The sequence below is a fragment of the Nonlabens sp. genome (genome assembly GCF_039941875.1).
Classification (GTDB): Bacteria; Bacteroidota; Bacteroidia; order Flavobacteriales; family Flavobacteriaceae; genus Nonlabens.
The window spans coordinates 24,895-43,129 of record NZ_JBDVDQ010000012.1 but is presented as its reverse complement, the minus strand read 5'-3'; the positions used below and the strand labels follow the sequence as shown (position 1 = coordinate 43,129).

Annotated in this window: 19 protein-coding genes; 8 read left to right on the top strand and 11 right to left on the bottom strand. The window is 33.3% G+C overall.

All coding sequences use genetic code 11. The features are described from left to right. Nucleotides 1-136: 136 nt before the first annotated feature. On the bottom strand, nucleotides 137-1,549 hold the full coding sequence (locus ABJF08_RS07195; protein ID WP_348115417.1) for a trypsin-like peptidase domain-containing protein: 1,413 nt from the start codon (nucleotides 1,547-1,549) through the stop codon (nucleotides 137-139). Nucleotides 1,550-1,667: 118 nt separating this feature from the next. Here ABJF08_RS07195 and dapF point away from each other — a divergent pair, with 118 nt between their 5' ends. The 4 genes from dapF (at nucleotide 1,668) to ABJF08_RS07175 (ending at nucleotide 4,998) form a co-directional block, all read left to right on the top strand. After that, complete coding sequence (gene dapF, locus ABJF08_RS07190; protein WP_348115416.1) at nucleotides 1,668-2,450, top strand: diaminopimelate epimerase; 783 nt, start codon at nucleotides 1,668-1,670, stop codon at nucleotides 2,448-2,450. Then, nucleotides 2,450-2,968 (top strand): GNAT family N-acetyltransferase, encoded by a 519-nt coding sequence (locus ABJF08_RS07185; protein WP_348115419.1) that lies wholly within the window; start codon nucleotides 2,450-2,452, stop codon nucleotides 2,966-2,968. Before dapF ends, ABJF08_RS07185 begins: the two co-directional genes overlap by 1 nt. Beyond that, a complete protein-coding gene (gene mltG / locus ABJF08_RS07180) occupies nucleotides 2,961-4,001 on the top strand; it encodes an endolytic transglycosylase MltG (protein WP_348115415.1) in 1,041 nt (346 codons plus the stop codon). Before ABJF08_RS07185 ends, mltG begins: the two co-directional genes overlap by 8 nt. Before the next feature lie 340 nt (nucleotides 4,002-4,341). Continuing rightward, nucleotides 4,342-4,998, top strand: coding sequence for a peptidoglycan-binding protein LysM (locus tag ABJF08_RS07175; RefSeq protein ID WP_348115413.1), 657 nt, complete (start codon nucleotides 4,342-4,344; stop codon nucleotides 4,996-4,998). 115 nt (nucleotides 4,999-5,113) lie between these two features. Here the strand turns inward: ABJF08_RS07175 and ABJF08_RS07170 are convergent, their stop codons facing one another. The 8 genes from ABJF08_RS07170 to ABJF08_RS07135 form a co-directional block, all read right to left on the bottom strand. Then, complete coding sequence (locus tag ABJF08_RS07170; RefSeq protein WP_348115412.1) at nucleotides 5,114-5,812, bottom strand: hypothetical protein; 699 nt, start codon at nucleotides 5,810-5,812, stop codon at nucleotides 5,114-5,116. A gap of 170 nt (nucleotides 5,813-5,982) precedes the next feature. Beyond that, nucleotides 5,983-6,372, bottom strand: coding sequence for a hypothetical protein (locus ABJF08_RS07165; RefSeq protein ID WP_348115411.1), 390 nt, complete (start codon nucleotides 6,370-6,372; stop codon nucleotides 5,983-5,985). Nucleotides 6,373-6,556: 184 nt separating this feature from the next. Further along, nucleotides 6,557-6,946, bottom strand: a complete 390-nt coding sequence (locus ABJF08_RS07160) for a hypothetical protein (RefSeq protein ID WP_348115410.1) — start codon at nucleotides 6,944-6,946, stop codon at nucleotides 6,557-6,559. A gap of 181 nt (nucleotides 6,947-7,127) precedes the next feature. Continuing rightward, nucleotides 7,128-7,526: a DUF2721 domain-containing protein gene (locus tag ABJF08_RS07155; protein ID WP_348115409.1), complete on the bottom strand. Its 399-nt coding sequence runs from the start codon at nucleotides 7,524-7,526 to the stop codon at nucleotides 7,128-7,130. A 20-nt stretch (nucleotides 7,527-7,546) separates the two neighbouring features. Next, nucleotides 7,547-8,221, bottom strand: coding sequence for a YggS family pyridoxal phosphate-dependent enzyme (locus ABJF08_RS07150; RefSeq protein WP_348115408.1), 675 nt, complete (start codon nucleotides 8,219-8,221; stop codon nucleotides 7,547-7,549). A 2-nt stretch (nucleotides 8,222-8,223) separates the two neighbouring features. After that, entirely contained in the window at nucleotides 8,224-9,441 is a 1,218-nt protein-coding gene (locus ABJF08_RS07145; protein ID WP_348115407.1) for a DUF1015 domain-containing protein, read from the bottom strand. Between the two features lie 9 nt (nucleotides 9,442-9,450). Beyond that, the gene (locus ABJF08_RS07140; RefSeq protein ID WP_348115406.1) at nucleotides 9,451-10,338 is read right to left on the bottom strand and encodes a 3-hydroxybutyryl-CoA dehydrogenase; all 888 of its coding nucleotides are present in this window, start codon (nucleotides 10,336-10,338) and stop codon (nucleotides 9,451-9,453) included. Between the two features lie 138 nt (nucleotides 10,339-10,476). Further along, a complete protein-coding gene (locus ABJF08_RS07135; protein WP_348115405.1) occupies nucleotides 10,477-11,445 on the bottom strand; it encodes a Gfo/Idh/MocA family oxidoreductase in 969 nt (322 codons plus the stop codon). Nucleotides 11,446-11,594: 149 nt separating this feature from the next. Between ABJF08_RS07135 and ABJF08_RS07130 the strand changes: the two genes are divergently transcribed. After that, entirely contained in the window at nucleotides 11,595-12,236 is a 642-nt protein-coding gene (locus ABJF08_RS07130; RefSeq protein ID WP_348115418.1) for a protein-L-isoaspartate(D-aspartate) O-methyltransferase, read from the top strand. Nucleotides 12,237-12,365: 129 nt separating this feature from the next. After that, a complete protein-coding gene (locus ABJF08_RS07125; RefSeq protein WP_348115404.1) occupies nucleotides 12,366-13,214 on the top strand; it encodes an alpha/beta hydrolase in 849 nt (282 codons plus the stop codon). Nucleotides 13,215-13,248: 34 nt separating this feature from the next. Here the strand turns inward: ABJF08_RS07125 and ABJF08_RS07120 are convergent, their stop codons facing one another. Both ABJF08_RS07120 and ABJF08_RS07115 read right to left on the bottom strand, forming a co-directional pair. Continuing rightward, complete coding sequence (locus ABJF08_RS07120; RefSeq protein ID WP_348115403.1) at nucleotides 13,249-14,301, bottom strand: polysaccharide lyase family 7 protein; 1,053 nt, start codon at nucleotides 14,299-14,301, stop codon at nucleotides 13,249-13,251. A gap of 202 nt (nucleotides 14,302-14,503) precedes the next feature. Further along, nucleotides 14,504-15,106 carry a YceI family protein gene (locus ABJF08_RS07115; RefSeq protein WP_348115402.1) on the bottom strand — a complete coding sequence of 201 codons (603 nt, stop codon included), beginning with the start codon at nucleotides 15,104-15,106 and terminating at the stop codon, nucleotides 14,504-14,506. Between the two features lie 397 nt (nucleotides 15,107-15,503). Here ABJF08_RS07115 and ABJF08_RS07110 point away from each other — a divergent pair, with 397 nt between their 5' ends. Next, on the top strand, nucleotides 15,504-17,555 hold the full coding sequence (locus ABJF08_RS07110) for a sensor histidine kinase (RefSeq protein WP_348115401.1): 2,052 nt from the start codon (nucleotides 15,504-15,506) through the stop codon (nucleotides 17,553-17,555). Next, nucleotides 17,545-18,186, top strand: a complete 642-nt coding sequence (locus ABJF08_RS07105) for a response regulator transcription factor (RefSeq protein WP_348115400.1) — start codon at nucleotides 17,545-17,547, stop codon at nucleotides 18,184-18,186. The genes ABJF08_RS07110 and ABJF08_RS07105 overlap by 11 nt, the downstream gene beginning before the upstream one ends. Nucleotides 18,187-18,235: the final 49 nt, after the last annotated feature.

Here is an 18,235-nt window from a genome sequence, read left to right as displayed (position 1 = left end):
TTAAACTTAAACTTAAACTTAAACTTAAACTTAAACTTAAACTTAAACTTAAACTTAAACTTAAACTTAAACTTAAACTTAAACTTAAACTTAAACTTAAACTTAAACTTAAACTTAAACTTAAACTTAAACTTAATTAATCCATGTTGTATCTAAAACGCTCTATTTCTCCAGCGCTATTCTTCATTTGAATTAATAAAGTAGCCTTAGGATTAACGCTTCTTAATACATTTTGTACGTCGTCTATATTAGTAACCTCGGTGTCATTTATTTTAGTGATAACATAATCTCTCATATCATATCTAGCTAGACCTCCGGTGGTACGTTCTATTTTTACACCTTCTTTAATTTTATACCTTTTACGATCTGCTTTAGTCAGATTACGTAAATCCATTTCTATAGATGGAATACTAACCGTATTGTTTTTAGTCAATTCAATATTCATTTGACTTATTTTTCCATCTCTAATAACACTTGCCACAACTACATCACCAGGGTTTTTACTAGTAACATAACCAGTAAGCTCAGAGAATTTTGTGATCTTGATATTATCGATCATGGTAATAACATCTCCTTTGCGTAATCCTGCATTAAAGGCACCACTATCTTCTACCACGTCAGAAACTATAATTCCTTCACTTTCATCTATACCTAATTCGGTTGCTATATTACCATTAAGATCACCACCGCGTATACCTAGCATCCCTTTTTGTACGAAACCAAATTCTATAATGTCATTAATGATTTTACGAGCATTATTAGATGGTACTGCAAATGAATACCCTACATAAGAACCAGTCTTAGACGCGATAGCTGTATTGATACCTATAAGTTCTCCATTTGTATTTACCAGCGCGCCACCAGAATTACCAGGGTTTACGGCGGCATCAGTTTGTATAAAACTTTGCTGATTTGCATCGGTAGTATCTAGGTCGCGACCCTTGGCACTTACTATTCCTGCAGTTACCGTACTAGTAAGGTTAAAAGGATTTCCTACGGCTAAAACCCATTCTCCTATTTTAGTCTGGTCAGAATCGCCAAAAACAATATATGGCAACGCCTCATCTGTCTCTATTTTTAATAAAGCGATATCACTATTAGGTTCTGTACCTATCAATTTTGCTTTATAGGTTTTGTTATTATTAAGAGTAACCTCTAGTTCACGAGCATTATCAATAACATGATTATTAGTCACTATATAACCATCTTCAGTAATAATGACACCACTACCAGTTCCTATCGCTTCTCTATAAGGTACGCGTCCGTTTCTTAAATCAGACCAGGACTGTCTTACTCGGGCTACCGTTTTGTTTTTTACGTGTACCACGGCATGTACAGTTTTCTCAGCTGCTTCAGTAAAATCAACACCTGCTATAGATGTTGCGTTTACATAGTTTACAGGACTTATTGGTACAGGATTTTCTCCTGTGGTTGCTTGTTCTGTATATATAGATTTCTGAGAATTTTCCTCAAAAAAGAATTTATAAGATCCTAAAACAACCGCGCCACCTAGGACGGCTATCCCTAATGTTTTGATAAATGATTTCATATGCAATTTGTTTATTTATATCTATAACCTAAAATTACATATAGAATTGTGTTTAAAAAATAGGTTTAACGCTGTTTAACATTGAGAGAATTGAATGACTTGCTGTATTTTTGCAAGAATGAAAACGATCACATTCTTCAAGTATCAAGGAACAGGTAATGACTTTGTTATCCTAGATAATCGCGACTTACATTTTGATAAAACAAACACTAAACTTATTGAGAAGCTTTGCGATCGTAAATTTGGTATAGGAGCAGACGGTTTAATGCTGTTAGAAAATCACGACACCTTAGACTTTACCATGGTTTATTATAATGCAGACGGTAATGAGAGTTCTATGTGTGGTAATGGTGGCCGCTGTCTAGTTAGTTTTGCACAACACTTAGGTATCGTAGAAGATACCGCAAGCTTCGAGGCTACAGACGGTTTACACCATGCACATTTATTTGATAATGGAGAGGTGAGTTTACAAATGACAGATGTATCTGTGGTACAAGTTTTTGATGGGCATATTTTTACAAATACTGGTTCACCACATCATGTTCAATTAACCGATAACATAGATCATACAGACGTTTTTACACAAGGTAGACACCTGCGTAATGATGTTTATGGTAAAGAAGGAGCAAACATAAACTTTGTAGAACCACAAGGTGGTAACGTATTTAAAGTACGTACCTATGAGCGTGGAGTAGAAGATGAAACCCTAAGTTGTGGTACAGGTGTTACAGCTGTAGCTCTTGCCATGCATAGCACACAACAAACACAAAATAATGAGGTGTCACTTATTACACCTGGCGGTACTTTAAAAGTAAAATACCAGCCATCTCCTCAAGGATATACTGATATATGGTTAACCGGTCCTGCAACGCAAGTTTTTAAAGGAGCGATAGTCGTATGATGTTAAAAAGCGATATATGCGAGTTAAGGGCAGTAGATCCAGAAGATCTAGACTTTATCTATGCACTAGAGAACAATCCAGAATTATGGGAATTCGGTCACACGATAACTCCTTATTCTAAATTTACCATCAGAGAATATCTAGAAAATGCACACCGCGATATTTATGAGGTAAAACAATTACGTCTCGCTATTTGCAATTCAAATAATGAAATAAAAGGAGTCGTAGATCTTTATGATTTTGACCCTTATCATAAACGTGCAGGAGTAGGGATTATTATCTCTCAAGAGTCAGATCGTGCCCGTGGACTCGCTACTGCTGCATTAGAACTTATGATAAATTATGCTTTTAAACATCTTAGATTACATCAGTTATATGCGAGTATAAGTGAGGATAATCTAGCCAGTCGCAAATTGTTTGAAAAGTTACGCTTTCGCGAAAGCGGAATAAAAAAAGACTGGATCGCCACAGAAAAATCATATAAAAACGAACACCTTTACCAACTCATCAATGAATAAGAATTATAAAAAAATCATCCTAGGTATCGTATTAGTAGGACTGGTAATTATGGGCATATTTGCTTATAATATTTACTCGATATTATTCGGTTCTAACACAAATTTTGAGACCGAAACCTATGAGGTTTTTATACCTAGTGATGCAGACTATAATACCGCATTTCTTATAATAGCAGATGCAGTAAAAAATCGTGATAACTTGCACACTACGGCGGTAAAGAAAAAGTATAACGAGAATATAAAATCTGGTAGGTTTTTAATAAAAAAAGGTTCTAGTAATAACGATATTATAAATACCGTACGCAGCCAGAATATGCCCGTGAAGGTTACTTTTAATAATCAAGAACGTGTAGAAAATCTTGCAGGACGTTTATCACAACAAATAGAACCTGATAGCCTAAGTTTACTTAAGGCCATGAAAGATCCAGAATTTTTAAAGGAAAACGGACTGGATGAAAATACAGCTTTGAGCATCTATTTACCAAATTCTTATGAAACCTACTGGAATACCAGTGCAGAGCGTTTTAGAGATAAAATGCTGTCTTATCATAAGCAATTCTGGACGGCAGAGAAACTTGAAAAAGCAAAAAAGCTAGATCTATCACCTAGTGAAGTGTATACCGTCGCTTCTATAGTACAAAAAGAAACTGCCAAAGTAGATGAAATGCCTAGAGTTGCAGGTGTTTACCTTAACCGCCTTGCGAGAGGTATAAAACTAGACGCAGACCCAACAGTTATATATGCAAAGAAAAAATCTGAAAATGATTTTGAGCAGCAAATTAAGCAAGTGCTGTACAAACATCTAGAAATAGATAATCCATACAATACGTATAAATATTCTAGCCTGCCTCCAGGACCTATAGTTACTCCAGATTTAAGCGCAATAAATGCGGTGCTTAATCCAGAAAAGCACGACTACTTATATTTTGTAGCAAATGTTGAGAATTTTGGATACCATAAATTTGCCAAAACTCTTGCACAACACAACCGTAATGCTGCGGCTTATAGAAGATGGATAGCAAAGAATAATTAAGTACTATATTTATTCATAAAAAAATAATAATCGGTTGATTACTAGCGGTTCATAATGTGTTTAAGTCGATTAAATGTTATTTTTTGTTAAAAAAAAGTTCAATTCTTTAAGATCTATCCATATTTCATTTATCCTTTGTTACTTAAATCTCATACAATATAGATGACTGACCTCGTTTCTATCGTTTAAAAGACTAACGACCGCTTAAAATGTCAATTTTTAAAGATACAGTGCCTTAAATCAGTTCTTTAACATCTATTTGATAATTAACTGAGATAGTGTCGTAAATTTGCGCCGCGTTATAGAAAGATGTGACAGTAATCTTTCGGAAACAAACTTTATGAGATCACAATATGTGAATTTTATCGCTTATCCAGCAGTGTTGTTGATGAGCTTTTCGGCTTTTAAATTTATAAAATCCGATTCTTCAAATAGCAACTCTGAAAAGACTGCTGTAAAAGAGGTTTTAGAAATGGGACCTTTTGAAGAAATAGAAAAAGAAGAAGAGAGTGGTGACTTGAATCTACGAGACTATTCACTGGCTACGTCCAGTGCAGATAGTTTTATATCCTTCAAAGAAGCGCTAGCTTTTAAAGAATCTAGAGGTCAACACTGGCGTGTTAATACTTTAGGTTACATGGGTAAGTACCAGTTCGGTGCAGTGACTCTGAGACATTTTGGTGTAACAGATACTACTGCTTTCTTAAAGTCAGTAAGATTACAAGAAAGAGTCTTTATTCAGAATTTAAGATACAATCATAAGATATTGAAACCTTATATTGAGAAATATGAGGGGAAAACCATTGCAGGTGTAGAAGTAACAGAAAGTGGTATTCTTGCTGCTGCCCATTTATCTGGACCAGGTGGTGTGAAGAAATTTCTTAAATCAAATGGACGCAAGAGTAATAGAGATGCTTATGGTAGTTCTACCAAATCTTATATGAAAAAATTCGGTGGTTATGATTTAAGTAAAGTACTTAAAGTAACAAGAGCCTAATACTACTAAATTTATAGAATCCCTTTTTATAAGCCTTGTGAAGTTCATTTCACAAGGCTTTATTCTTTTAGTATAATTTATTTAAGTTTAGATAACTGTTATTCAATTAATGCCTTTAACAAATAAGCAACAACCTTTTCTCTCCCTTTTTTTCTTTTGGTGCACGGTGTACACATGGTAGGACTTTGCTCTCAGGATGATCTATAGCTAATCTGTAAAGGTTACCTAACTCTAATGTTATAGGTTGTGAATCAGGTTTTTCTTGATAATGTAAATCAAAGAAATTGTCACTTAAAAATGTTTCAAAACCTTCTTCTGATTCGTCGTGTAATTTTTTAAGATCCTCGCGTATTTCTGGAATCTGGATTTTTTGTATCGCTTGTGAATTGGGTAATATTTCACTAGATGCGCCATAATAGGTGCATAAGATAGTATCTACAGGTACAGGAGATCGATCTACATGAAAGGAATATACATCTGTAGGGAATGGTGGATAGCTGTCATCTCTATCATAGAACTCAATAAGGTTGAGAGTAGGAGATGTGCCCAGATCTTTCAAGGCTTTTAAATCTTCTAAAAGTATTTTACGTGCCAGTTGCCCTTGATCACTTAGCTGAAGTTCTAAAAGATCATCTGGTAGAATCTCAACTATGTTCTCATTTGATTCTAACTGGCTAACGATCTCAGAAAAATCACCTACTAAATTACGATTCCAACAAATGGCATTCATTTTTTCATGAAAAGAAGCACTTATAAAATCTTCAAAATTACTAACGCAATGAATTTGACTCTCTTTATGAGGTATGTTTTCCATAATGAATTAATCGACAACAGTTTTAGATAGATGTAAACATAAACAATAGAAGGGTATTTTATAACAGATAGATACATTTTAGATTATAAAATCAGAGCTATTGTAATATGATAAATATGAAAAGTGCTTTTAGGAAATGAAGTTTTACTTGTTGTTTTATTGCTTAGGTATTATAGCGTATAGTTAATTTTTACAGGATATTTTTCACCATATACTTCTCCAAATCCAATAATTCTAACACAATTGTTTTTAAGACAAACCTCGCCAATAAATATTCCGTGTTCACCAAAGTAAAGTCCGATTTCAGAATCTAAATGATTGTTTTCTGTGATTAAACTTTGCATATTTTTTGATAAAGTAAGGTTCCTAATATATAATTTTGGAGAATAAATAAAGTCTTTGAATTCAAAATCATTATTTTCTTCTAGAGTTTCAAAACGTTCATTGTTTCCAACAAAAGTAAAGTCAATCACCTCATTATTATAATATTCAATTACGCATTTTGATTCATCGAAAAAGAAATTATTCTGTCCGATAATAAATTTTTGTTTCGATTCCATTTTCTTTATGGTCTTAAGCTTACTCTTTTCTTTTATCTAAAGTTGAAAAGCAATAGAATTGATGAATGAAATAACACTTAGTTTCTCATAAAAGTTAACAAAAGGTATAATTCATACAAGCACTCTATTAACTTTTAAATGGAGCTGTTAAAAAAAAACAAAATAAACTTACAATAGTAACTTCTTACACAGCTACTTTATTTTTTAAAGTGAGGAGTTGATACACTGAAAATATAACCAGTACAATGGCGATAATTACTAATACCATTTTAGGTTCTGGTCTAGCAATAAATTCCAAGCCTAATGCTGTTATCATGGTGATCATTAAAAATGCATAGGCAAACATTCCAACTTTTATTTTCTTAGTAATTGCAAAGTATAAGATAAGTATCGCCATACTTAACTCAGATATTCCAGTAAAGATCATGAAGAATTCAGCATCTAAGGGAATGACTTGTTCAAATTGTTTAAATCCTGCAACGCTTGTAGGCTGTCCTAATAACTTTGGAATAGCAAAAAAAGTCATAGCAAGTATGGATATTATATTAATGGATAGAGTGATTATTTTTCTCATGATTCTTTGATTTTATACTAATTATATAAATATTACACTGCTAAACTAAACAATCGTTTAGTTATTAAATATGTTTTATCTTAATTTTAGCAATTATGAGTTCGCTTCTAAACGTAAAAAAAGCCTTTCAAAAATCAATTCGAAAGGCTTTTAAAATCACTTAGTTTACTTTCTATGAGACTTATTTCTCTTTCTTTTCTATACTTTGTAATTGTATACTTAATGCTTTGGTAGATAATTGTACCTCAATTAAAGAAAGTATAAGAGATACCATTAAAGCAACTAGACTGGTACCGAAAACTATATTTGCCCAAAAACCTAGCTCTAAATATATGAGTAGCATGGTAGTCACTGCTAGTAAAAAACTAAGTATAGCAACAGCTTGCATATTCTTAATGATTGTAAGTCGTTTTCTTAACTTCTCAACTTGAAGTCTTATAGTTTCTGATGCATTATCTTCATACTGACTGTGCAGACTTCTTATTAAAGCTGCAATAGCTAGATATCTAGCATTATAAGCTAGCATGGTTAATGAGATAGCAGGAAATAACAATGCTGGTATACTAAGGGATAGCTCCATGACTTTTAAGCTTATTGATATTAATAATTCCTACTGCCAAAGATGGCACTACCTATGCGCACCATAGTAGAGCCTTCTTCTAGAGCGATTTTATAATCTCCAGTCATACCCATAGATAATTCACTAAAGTCATGTCTAGCATCTAATAAGTTATCTGTTTTTATTTTATTAAAAGTAGCAGCTAGACTTTTAAATTCTGCACGTACTTGGTCTTCATTATCGGTAAATGTAGCCATACCCATGAGGCCTTTAATTTGAATATTTTCATATTCTTTGAAAGCAGCATCGTTTAATAGAGTAATCAATTCTTGCTCGTCAAAACCAAATTTTGATTCTTCCTGAGCAATATGAACTTGTAATAAACAATTGATCACACGGTCGTTATTTTTAGCCTGTTTATTAATTTCTTTAAGCAATCTAGGAGAGTCTACACTGTGAATTAAATCAACATAAGGTGCCATGTATTTCACCTTGTTACGTTGTGTATGGCCTATCATATGCCACTCGATATCTTTGGGTAGCGTTTCCCATTTTTCGGTCATTTCTTGAATCTTATTCTCACCAAAAATGCGTTGCCCGACCTCATAGGCCTCTTCTAGATCGCTTATAGGTTTAGTTTTACTTACTGCTACTAGAGTAGCTTTTGGTTGCACGCTTTCGCGAAAGCGTAACAGAGATTCTTTAATTGTGCTCATGTTTAAAATTCATAGATTATTAAACCGCTAGGTAGTTTAGGACGTATAAAAGTACTCTTAGGAGGCATTCTCAAATCAGCATCGGCTATGGATTTCATTTGCTCTACCGTAGTAGGAAATAAGCCAAAACCTACTTTATATTCTCTCTTATCTACGCGTTCTTTCATGTGCATTAAGTCATGTTTTCCATAACTGTACTGTATGCGGCTGTCTGTACGTAAATCTTTAATTCCCAAAATAGGATCTAGGATAAGATCGTATAATAATTGTGGGTCGAGATCTTGCAAAGGAGTTAACTCTTTTAAAAGTCCTTTGCGTAAATAAAGACTGTAAAACTCTCCATCGAGATACATGCTAAAATGATGTTTCTTAGAAGGTCTATAGAGTTCTAGACCGCGGTTTTGTATTCTAAAATGTTGATCGAGTTTCATAAGAAACTCTTGTTTATTAAGACCGTTAAGATCTTTTACCTGTCTGTTAAACTCATAAATGTTAAGTTGGCTTTCTGCAATAAGCAAACTCATGAAAAATTTATAACTTTCTTTTTCATCGCCCATTTCTTGTGCCAGTAGGCTAGAACTGGCACTACGGTGGTGACCGTCTGCAATATAAAGTTGTGAGAGTTCTTTAAATTCTTGCTCTATTTTTTCTATCAATTCTGGATTTGTAACCGGCCATATTTTATGCGAGTTAAAATCTGTGGTAGAGAAATGTTTATCTGGAGTAGTGGTTTTAATGTCAGCTATCAGTTGATTGATCTCAGATCTATCTTCATAGGTAAGTAAAACCGGCTCTGCATTAAAACCAGCAGCTTTTAAATAATTCTTAAAGAGATTTTCTTTTAAACTTAAAGTATCCTCGTGCTTTTTAATTTTATTGTTGAGATAATCATCGGTACTCGTACCAGCTATAATGCCGGTATAACTGTGATGCGGATCCACGTTTTCATAAACATAAAAAGCAGCTTTTTCATCTTTTACCAGATAGCCTTCTTCTTTAAATTCTAGGTATCTGTTTCTGACTAGATTATATCTTTCTACACCAGATATCTCTTGGTTAAATTTATAACCAGGATTTAAAATTTGTAAAAAACTATAAGGATTAAATTTAAGTTGCGCTTTCAATTCTTTCTTACCATAATCTTGATAAGTGCGCGATATCACGTGCGCAACCTTATCTGCGGTAGCTCTTACTCCTTTAAATGGTTTTATTGTGGGCATTTATAGTTGTTATTTAAAACTAGCGCTTACAACTTCAGCTTTTCTAGAAGTAGAGTAGTCGTAGAAACCTTCTCCCGATTTCACACCTTTTTTACCAGCCATAACCATATTAACTAATAATGGACATGGTGCGTATTTAGGGTTTTTAAAACCGTCGTGCATCACGTTAAGAATAGAAAGACATACGTCTAATCCTATAAAATCAGCTAATTGAAGTGGTCCCATAGGGTGTGCCATTCCTAATTTCATTACCGTGTCTATTTCTTCTACTCCAGCAACTCCATTGTATAAGGTTTCGATAGCCTCGTTAATCATAGGCATTAAAATACGGTTTGCTACAAAACCTGGATAATCATTAACCTCTGTAGGTGTTTTACCTAGCTGCTTAGAAAGTTCCATGATGGTTTTAGTAACCTCGTCACTAGTAGAATAACCTCTTATAATCTCTACCAGTTTCATGATAGGCACTGGATTCATAAAGTGCATTCCTATTACTTTTTCTGGACGCTTTGTTACCGCTGCGATTTGAGTAATAGATATAGAAGACGTGTTAGTAGATAGAATACAGTTAGCCGGAGCAAACTCATCCATATTACCAAATATTTTTAGCTTCAGGTTTACATTTTCAGTAGCTGCTTCTACCACAAGATCTGCTTGTGCAACACCAGCTTTTAAATCTAGATAAGAAGTAATATTGCCTAGAGTTGTAGCTTTATCAGCCTCTGTGATGCGCTCTTTGGCAATCATGCGATCTAGGTTTTTTGCGATGGTATTTAATCCTCTATCGATACTTTCTTGAGAGATATCTACTAGAGCAACCTTAAATCCTGATTGAGCAAATGTGTGTGCGATTCCATTTCCCATGGTTCCTGCACCTATAACTGTAATGTTTTTCATTTTTCTTATTAGTAATAATTACTCTTGTGAAAACATATAAACCATCACAATAGGGAGTAATTAGCTGTTTTAATTTATGATTATCACTCTGCCTTCTAGACAGAATGTTGTGTGTTGTTTTTAATACAGAATAGCTATCTATAAAGACTTAAACTCTTTAATGATTTTTAAAGCCACGTCTAGTGCTGCAGTGCCATCTTCTAGATTAACGATAGGTCTGGTATCATTTTCTATAGCGTCTGCAAAGGTTTCTAACTCGTCTAGAATAGCATTATTATCTGCCACATCTGGATTGTCAAAATAGATTTGTTTTTTGATTCCTTCGGCATTTTGTAAAATCATATCAAAATCTCCTGGAACTTCTGGAGCATTTTTCATGCGTACGACTTCTACCTTTTTAGTTAAGAAATCTACCGATATATAAGCGTCTTTCTGGAAAAAACGCGCTTTACGCATTTGTTTTAAACTGATGCGGCTGGCAGTAAGATTTGCCACACATCCATTTTCAAACTCTATACGCGCGTTTGCGATATCTGGCGTTTCAGAAATTACAGAAACTCCACTAGCGCTCACATTTTTCACAGGGCTTTTTACCACACTAAGAATAGCGTCTATATCATGTATCATTAAATCCAGCACCACACTTACATCGGTCCCGCGAGGATTAAACTCTGCCAGGCGATGTGTTTCAATAAACATAGGACTTTCTATGCGATCACTTACCGATCTAAATGCTGGGTTAAAACGTTCTACCTGTCCAACTTGACCTTTTAGGTTCCGCTTTCGCGAAAGCGAGATCAATTCATTTGCCTCTTCTACGGTTACAGTAATCGGTTTTTCTATAAATAAATGTTTTCCAGCCTCTAGAACTTTTACACCACTTTCATGATGATAAGAAGTAGGGGTAACTACATCTATCATGTCGCAAGCGGCGATTAATTCATCAATGTCAGAAAAATATTTGTAACCTAGATCTGCCTCTATTTGTGCAGCGTGCTCAGGGTTTGCATCATAAAAACCTACCAGATCATAGCGCTCGCTTTGTTGTAATAATTTAAGGTGAATTTTACCTAGGTGGCCAGCACCGAGAACTCCAGCTTTAAGCATAGTTATTGCGTTTTTGTAAAAATAGGGAAATGATTGTTAAATAAAAATGAGCAAACAGAATCTTATCCTATTTAATTGACAATTTTTTGTTGAAAAAAAGTTGAACTTTTTCAATTGAAAATAGAAAGTAGGAAACTATTTTTGGCCTTATCAAAGATAATTACATACATAAAGGAAAACGTCGCCAGCTGGTAGAGTTGATGCGTTCAAAGGGTATTATTGATCCGTCTGTTCTAGATGCGATGAATAAAGTGCCTAGACATTTATTTCTAGATAGTTCATTTTTAGAGCATGCTTACCAGAATAAAGCATTTCCTATAGGGGCAGATCAGACTATATCACACCCATATACGGTTGCTTTTCAAAGCCAGCTATTGCAGTTAAAACCAGGTCATAAGGTTCTAGAAATAGGAACTGGTAGCGGTTATCAATGTGCTGTACTGTTAGAAATGAAGGCTCAAATTTATACGATAGAGCGCCAGAATGAACTGTATAAGAAAACCAATTTACTTTTTAGAAAATTGAATTACCGACCTAGAAAATATGTTTTTGGCGATGGTTACAAAGGACTTCCAGACGAGGCACCTTTTGATTCTATTATAGTTACTTGTGGAGCACCAGAAATACCTCAAACATTATTAAGCCAACTAAAAATAGGAGGCAGGCTTGTAATACCAGTAGGTAGTGACCCACAAATTATGACACTTATCGTTAGAGAGAGTGCAACTGATTTTTCAAAAGAAACCTTTGGCGAGTTTAGATTTGTACCATTTTTAGGTGGTAAGAATTAAAATTTTAGGGTAATCATTATTATCGTGTTATTTAACTACGCCTTTCTTAAGTAAATTTTATGAAAAGGAACTAGTGGTTTGTGATATCTGTTTGATAGCTTACCGCAGGTTCAAATGATATGCCTTTTTATGAAAAACTTTTTTTTAATAGTAATAGGTGGACTTTTATTATCTTCTTGTAGTAGTTTACAGTACCGCTTAAATGACGAAGAAATAACAGAATCATTTTCTAATGTAGAAGCTCTATCGCAAATTTCTTATGTTTCTATAGATAGCTTAGATCTTAAGGTGCGTTTTCAAAGTGTTACTCAGGAAGAAAACGATGTCAATCTCGTTTTTTTACATGGTTCCCCTAGTTCTCTAAGTGCATGGCGTCGTTATCTTAAAGATAGTTTATTGTACAATAGGGCTAATCTGCATGCGATAGATAGACCAGGTTATGGGTATTCTAACTTTGGAAAATCATTAATTTCTATAGATACGCAAGCCAAGGTTATGAACGAAGTAGTAAGTTCTCTTAATTTAAAAAACATGATCGTTATAGGCGCTTCTTATGGTGGACCACTAGCGGCACGACTAGCTCTAGAAAACGATAATGTAAAAGGTGTGATGATGATATCTCCGGCCATAGATCCAGAAAATGAACAAAGAGTATGGCAGTCTGACCTTACACAATACTGGTTAACGCGCTGGTTAGTACCTACCGGATATCGTGTCGCTGGAGATGAAAAGACCACGCATGCACAACAACTTGCTCTGATAGAAAAGGATTGGGAAAAGGTAGCTATTCCTATACTTCACATACATGGAGATAAGGATGATTTAGTACCTTATATTAATGCAGCTTATACAGAGCGTATTTTTTCTAACATTGAGATAATTACCATACCTAACGCTGGACATGAAATCTCATGGGGACGACCGGAGTTGGTAAAACCTTATATCTTAGAGTTTATGGATAATATGGAGAGAGATTAAGATATTCATCACCTCATTTAACAAGTTTTCCTTCTTATTGCTTACCAGCTTTGATTATTTTATGACTAGCTTTTTTAAACCATACTTCGGCATAGCTGCCATTCTCGTATTGCTTTTTTAGATCTCCATTATAGATGTCAGATCCTGTATTCCACACTATATTTTTTTCAGGATCTTTTCCATTTGCTTGATTGTACGCACCTTGTTTAAAATACTGTAACTCTCCTGCATAAGAATGTGCTAGCTCTGTACCATCTCTACCTATGGAAGCATATAATGTTGTTATTTGTTGAGGAAGGTCTTCTTTGTTAGCAAATTCTGTATGTAATAAGTCCTTAGAAAAGGTGACAGTGTCGTGACCTGGACTGGTAAAAGTAAGTTCCATAATGCCGTTTGTAACATTTATTTCATAGCTGAATTCTTCATTTAACTCTATTCCGTCTTCAGGTTCTTCTGGTGCTGTATTTGATTCAGGACCTACCACAGACATATCGTTACCCCATATAGCTGTAGAGTAATCCCATCTTTTTGAATTGTCATCTTTGGTATTGATTTCATAATTCCAAAAAACAGAGCCTTTAGTATGACCAGGAAATTTTTTGTAAAATATTTTAATAGGTTCATTTTCATTTCCTTCTTTGCTGTGTATTTGACCTACCACAACAGAGTAGGCTGCCGCAACTCTTGCGTCACCACTAGTAGAAACATGTGCTACTTTTAATGTTCCAGTTAGTTTACCACCGTTTTCAGGAATCCATTCTTCCTTAAGGCGCAATTCAGATCTTGTATTACTAGAATTCTTTGTGGTCCCGCCAGAATTAGGTGTCTTATAAACCACCCATTCTTGTCCATCGTTTACAGTATAGAAGTAATCCTTGTTTTCGTAATTTTCTAACTCTTTGATCAGCTCACCATTCCCCATGGTAATGGTGCTTTCACCGATTATACTTAACACTTCACTTGGATATTTCTTCTCTGTTTTTTGAGCTATATCTTGCTCTCTATTAGAGTCGTTTTTACAATTTACTAAGGTCAATGTACCTAAAATTAATAACGTATGCAGCGTGTTTTTTATGTTTAAAGTCATCTGGTTAGTTTATGGGGCAGTTTAATAAAGGCTAGGAGGTGGTTGTTAAAAGTTCCGCTTTCGCGAAAGCGAGATCATTATCAAACTATTATTTTAATTTTCTATTCAAAACTACAAATAGAATTAATAAAAAAAGCTCATAAATTCATGTTTATGAATCTATGAGCTTTAAATCTATAAATAATTTTATGTGGTAGGTTTCTTATAATTGTGCTACAACCTCTATAGCTACATCTGGCCATGTTTTACCGTTGTGCAGTTCTTTACAAGCTTCATGAATAGCGTCAAATGATTTTGTAGCATTAAAGTCTTCTATCATATCGATAGTACCATTAATGGTTAACTTGTTATCTACTAGTGTATAAGTAAATGGAATTACTTTTTCTACTTCATTGAAGTTCAAGGTAACATCTACAGTACCATTGTTAAATGTTCCAAATTCACCGTTAAAAGTTGGATTTACTAAGTTCTTAAAGAAAAATTCAACCAGTTTAGGGTCACGTATTTCATTTTTTGAATTAACAGAAAGTCCGTCTATTTTAAATGCAGCACCTGCTAGTACTTCTTCAGCATTATTTGAGGCCTTGTTACCAGTTACTTTAATCGTGTCAAAGGTACCTGAAACTCCTACTTTTTGGGGTGTTTTATAAGCTGTCCATGTTAAAGTAGTCTGGTCAGATTTATAGTTATAGGTAGTCTCTGTTGTTTTTTCTGTAGCGACTTCTTCAGTTGCTTTTTCTTCTTTTTTTTCTGTACAAGAGAATGTCAATCCTGCAACAAATAATAATAAGGCAATTTTTTTCATTTTATTTTACTTTTTTTTGATTCTGTTTGTTAATCTGTAATCACTTATTAAGAGATATTTTAAAGTCGTAATAAGTGGTGGTTCAATAAATTAATAGATGTAAAGACCTGCTTAATTATGAGGGTTGTACCTCCTTTAATTACGGATTGTGAAGTTAGTGATTTTAGAGAGAATCATTACTTAGTTTTCAGTTTTAGTGATGTTCAATTAGAAAAGTGTGAGAATGTGTAATTCTTCTTTGAAGTGTAAAAAAAAAGCTGTTTAGTGATTTGATAAAAAATCAATAAACCCCTGTATTTTGGGATGTTTTTGAGTAATGCAATACCTACATTTGTGCATGCTTTTTAGGCCCAAATACATACTAGCTTTATTCTTTATATGCTATGCATCGCTATGTATGGGGCAACCAACTGATTATAATGTAGAAATTGAGAATGAAATAGTAGACAAGTTATTTTATTACTATAATAATGGTGAGGATAAAAAGGCATATGAGCAAGCACATAAAGAGCTTAAGAAATTTAAGTTTAAAAAATCCATCACTAATACTCATTTACTACTAGCTTACTATCATAATAAATATGTAAATACAGATTCTTCTATCTATTATACTCACGAGGCGCTTAAGGGAAAGAATACTGTTAGTGATTCTTTAGGCATCCGGCTAACGATATTATCTTATCAATTATTAGCTTTAAATAATAATAATAAGGGCTTATATCAGGAAAGTAAAAACTGGTATATAAAGGGAGCTCAATTAAGTGAAAAATATAAGGAGACAGATCTTTATTATTCTCATTTACATGGACTAGCTAGTGCTTATATAACTTTAGGTAAAGGTGAAGAAGCGTTAGACTTATTAAAAAAATGTATTGAATTTTCTAAGGATGAAGAGATTGTTCTAGGTAGTTATATTAATTTAGGTTCTATTTATTCCTCTTTAGAAAAATATGAAATTTCTAATACTTATCTACAGAAAGCAAAAGCTATTTGCGAGAAAGAAGGGTATAGAAAACAGGCACTGGTTAATGTCATTATTAATATAGGTGATAATTATATAAGTAAAGGAGAAATAGACGAAGGCCTGACAGCCTACTATGACGCAAAAGATATTAGTTTTAACAACAGATTTTCTGATCTCGAACTTATTGCTCTGGGAAAAATAGGAACCATTTTATATGATCAAGAAAATGATAGTCAGGCAGCGTTAATTTTTTCTAGTGCACTTGTTAAGTCTATGAATTTAGGTAATCTGGATATGGAAATGAACAGTTACCTAATGCTAGAGAAATTAATGGCGAGAAAAGGTGATTATAGAAATGCCTATAATTATGGTAAATTGTATCACAAGATAAGAGACTCTATAGATAATTCTATAACAGAAAAGGAAATGAACCGACTAGAGGTAAGGTTTAAAACTCTAGAAAAAGAAAAAAAGATTAAACTATTACAGATTGAAAACTTAAATAAGAGTTTAAATATCAAAAATAAAGATGCAGATTTAGAAAAATTTAAACTGCAACAATCTATCATAGCAAAGCAAAATGAAAATAAAGTTTTATTGCTACAAAATGGTGCTGAAAAACGTAAAAACGAAATCATACTGCTTAAAGAAAAAGAGGCTTTAAAAGCAGTAGAACTAGATAGAGAGAAGACTATTAAATATGTGGTTCTTGCCGCATTCTTTATTTTATTAGTTCCTATTTTTGGACTTTTAATTAATTATTATCAAAAATTACAAGCTCAAAGTTTATTAAACCTAAAAGAGAAAGAAATCAATGAGCAACAAGTTCTTTCTTTAAAAAAGGATCAGGAAATTAAGTTGATTAAAGCTGCGGTAAGAGGACAAGATCAAGAACGTAAAAGGATCGCACAAGAAATGCATGATAGTGTAGGAGGTAATCTTGCAGCTATTAAATTGCAATTTAGTCAGCTGTCTAATCATCCGGATAAATTAAAGTTAATATACAGCCAGTTAGACGATACCTATGAACAGGTAAGGAATTTATCTCATAATTTATTACCTAAAAAAATAAGGGAAAATGACTTTGTGTTTTTAGTAAAAGAATATATTAACACTGTAGAAGAGGCTAGTGAAATAACTTTTAATGTTTCGTTTTTTGATGAAGAAAAAATTAATAAGCTCAATAAAGTTTTACAAAATGAAATGTTCTCTATTTTTCAAGAATTAACTACCAATACACTTAAATATGCTCAGGCAAAGACGATAGATATACAGTTAGACCTGTTAAATGAATCTCTATTCTTTGTTTATGAAGATGACGGTGTTGGTTTTGATATCGCTATGACTACATTAGGTATAGGATTAACAAATATTAAAAATAGAGTAGAAAATTATAATGGGGTATTACATATAGATTCTCAACCGGATAGAGGTGTGAATATCAATATTGAAATTCCTTTTAAAGAAGTAATACATGAAGCATAATCTTATTATAGCTGACGATCATAAAATGTTTTTAGATGGTTTATTAAGCATCCTTAAAACAGAGAGTAATTATAATATTTTATATACTGCAAAACATGGTGGTCATGTTCAAAAGTATATGACCATAAATAAACAGGAAAAGATAGATCTAGTTATTACAGATGTTACCATGCCAGAGGTAGATGGTATAGCCTTAAATAAGTGGATTAAGAAAACATCTAGTACGGTAAAAACGCTGGTTGTGAGTATGCATAATACTCCAGATATTATCGATGAGCTTATAGAGAGCAATGTAGATGGTTATTTACAGAAAAATGCACAAAAAGAGGAGTTCTTAAAAGCTATAGAAACTATTCTAAGTGGAGAAAAGTATTTTTCAAAGGAGATTAAGGATATCTATCTTAAAAATAAATTTGAAAAAAATAAAGATCAAGAAATTAAACTGACTAAAAGAGAAGTAGAGGTAATCTCCTTAATTGCTGAAGAATTTACTACCCAAGAAATAGCAGATAAACTCTTTTTAAGTAAACACACCATAGAAAGTTATCGCAAGAATCTAATTACTAAACTGAATGTAAGAAACCTAGCTGGATTAACTAAATATGCTATCAAGAAAGGTTACGTTTCTTAAAAAATCAATCACACTTTATTCTATTATAAAAAGAGTTCTATATTAATTA

Bases quoted from the DNA above. Each gene is read 5' to 3' on its own strand.
- ABJF08_RS07170 (WP_348115412.1), bottom strand. From the start codon at position 5,812: ATGGAAAACATACCTCATAAAGAGAGTCAAATTCATTGCGTTAGTAAT.
- ABJF08_RS07120 (WP_348115403.1), bottom strand. From the start codon at position 14,301: ATGACTTTAAACATAAAAAACACGCTGCATACGTTATTAATTTTAGGT.
- ABJF08_RS07160 (WP_348115410.1), bottom strand. From the start codon at position 6,946: ATGAGAAAAATAATCACTCTATCCATTAATATAATATCCATACTTGCT.
- mltG (WP_348115415.1), top strand. From the start codon at position 2,961: ATGAATAAGAATTATAAAAAAATCATCCTAGGTATCGTATTAGTAGGA.
- ABJF08_RS07110 (WP_348115401.1), top strand. From the start codon at position 15,504: ATGGGGCAACCAACTGATTATAATGTAGAAATTGAGAATGAAATAGTA.
- ABJF08_RS07165 (WP_348115411.1), bottom strand. From the start codon at position 6,372: ATGGAATCGAAACAAAAATTTATTATCGGACAGAATAATTTCTTTTTC.
- ABJF08_RS07105 (WP_348115400.1), top strand. From the start codon at position 17,545: ATGAAGCATAATCTTATTATAGCTGACGATCATAAAATGTTTTTAGAT.
- ABJF08_RS07150 (WP_348115408.1), bottom strand. From the start codon at position 8,221: ATGAGCACAATTAAAGAATCTCTGTTACGCTTTCGCGAAAGCGTGCAA.
- ABJF08_RS07125 (WP_348115404.1), top strand. From the start codon at position 12,366: ATGAAAAACTTTTTTTTAATAGTAATAGGTGGACTTTTATTATCTTCT.
- ABJF08_RS07145 (WP_348115407.1), bottom strand. From the start codon at position 9,441: ATGCCCACAATAAAACCATTTAAAGGAGTAAGAGCTACCGCAGATAAG.
- ABJF08_RS07135 (WP_348115405.1), bottom strand. From the start codon at position 11,445: ATGCTTAAAGCTGGAGTTCTCGGTGCTGGCCACCTAGGTAAAATTCAC.
- ABJF08_RS07155 (WP_348115409.1), bottom strand. From the start codon at position 7,526: ATGGAGCTATCCCTTAGTATACCAGCATTGTTATTTCCTGCTATCTCA.
- dapF (WP_348115416.1), top strand. From the start codon at position 1,668: ATGAAAACGATCACATTCTTCAAGTATCAAGGAACAGGTAATGACTTT.
- ABJF08_RS07195 (WP_348115417.1), bottom strand. From the start codon at position 1,549: ATGAAATCATTTATCAAAACATTAGGGATAGCCGTCCTAGGTGGCGCG.
- ABJF08_RS07140 (WP_348115406.1), bottom strand. From the start codon at position 10,338: ATGAAAAACATTACAGTTATAGGTGCAGGAACCATGGGAAATGGAATC.
- ABJF08_RS07175 (WP_348115413.1), top strand. From the start codon at position 4,342: ATGAGATCACAATATGTGAATTTTATCGCTTATCCAGCAGTGTTGTTG.
- ABJF08_RS07115 (WP_348115402.1), bottom strand. From the start codon at position 15,106: ATGAAAAAAATTGCCTTATTATTATTTGTTGCAGGATTGACATTCTCT.
- ABJF08_RS07185 (WP_348115419.1), top strand. From the start codon at position 2,450: ATGTTAAAAAGCGATATATGCGAGTTAAGGGCAGTAGATCCAGAAGAT.